At 56.6% G+C, this 1,310-nt stretch carries 1 rRNA gene (only partly in view); it reads right to left on the reverse strand.

What is annotated here, in order from left to right:
* Positions 1 to 1,277 (reverse strand): 23S ribosomal RNA (locus ACFWRT_RS37455) (it extends 1,924 nt beyond the left edge of the window).
* Positions 1,278 to 1,310: the final 33 nt, after the last annotated feature.

The raw sequence follows: 1,310 nt of genomic DNA on the forward strand, positions 1-1,310 counted from the left end.
GTATGAATGACACGACTTCGGCGGTACGCTTGAGCCCCGCTACATTGTCGGCGCGGAATCACTTGACCAGTGAGCTATTACGCACTCTTTCAAGGGTGGCTGCTTCTAAGCCAACCTCCTGGTTGTCTCTGCGACTCCACATCCTTTCCCACTTAGCGTACGCTTAGGGGCCTTAGTCGATGCTCTGGGCTGTTTCCCTCTCGACCATGGAGCTTATCCCCCACAGTCTCACTGCCGCGCTCTCACTTACCGGCATTCGGAGTTTGGCTAAGGTCAGTAACCCGGTAGGGCCCATCGCCTATCCAGTGCTCTACCTCCGGCAAGAAACACACGACGCTGCACCTAAATGCATTTCGGGGAGAACCAGCTATCACGGAGTTTGATTGGCCTTTCACCCCTAACCACAGGTCATCCCCCAGGTTTTCAACCCTGGTGGGTTCGGTCCTCCACGAAGTCTTACCTCCGCTTCAACCTGCCCATGGCTAGATCACTCCGCTTCGGGTCTAGAGCGTGCAACTCAAACGCCCTGTTCGGACTCGCTTTCGCTACGGCTTCCCCACACGGGTTAACCTCGCTACACACCGCTAACTCGCAGGCTCATTCTTCAAAAGGCACGCAGTCACGACGCACCGAGCAAGCTCGATGCGCGACGCTCCCACGGCTTGTAGGCACACGGTTTCAGGTACTATTTCACTCCGCTCCCGCGGTACTTTTCACCATTCCCTCACGGTACTATCCGCTATCGGTCACCAGGGAATATTTAGGCTTAGCGGGTGGTCCCGCCAGATTCACACGGGATTTCTCGGGCCCCGTGCTACTTGGGTGATTCTCAAACGAGCCGTTGATGTTTCAGCTACGGGGGTCTTACCCTCTACGCCGGACCTTTCGCATGTCCTTCGCCTACACCAACGGTTTCTGACTCGTCTCACAGCCGGCAGACTATGAAAGAGAACTCCCACAACCCCGCATGCGCAACCCCTGCCGGGTATCACACGCATACGGTTTGGCCTCATCCAGTTTCGCTCGCCACTACTCCCGGAATCACGGTTGTTTTCTCTTCCTGAGGGTACTGAGATGTTTCACTTCCCCTCGTTCCCTCCACACTGCCTATGTGTTCAGCAGCGGGTGACAGCCCATGACGACTGCCGGGTTTCCCCATTCGGAAACCCCCGGATCAAAGCTTGGTTGACAGCTCCCCGGGGACTATCGTGGCCTCCCACGTCCTTCATCGGTTCCTGGTGCCAAGGCATCCACCGTGCGCCCTTAAAAACTTGGCCACAGATGCTCGCGTCCACTGTGCAGTTCTCAAA

The sequence above is a fragment of the Streptomyces cyaneofuscatus genome, from assembly GCF_042718795.1.
GTDB lineage: Bacteria > Actinomycetota > Actinomycetes > Streptomycetales > Streptomycetaceae > Streptomyces > Streptomyces cyaneofuscatus_A.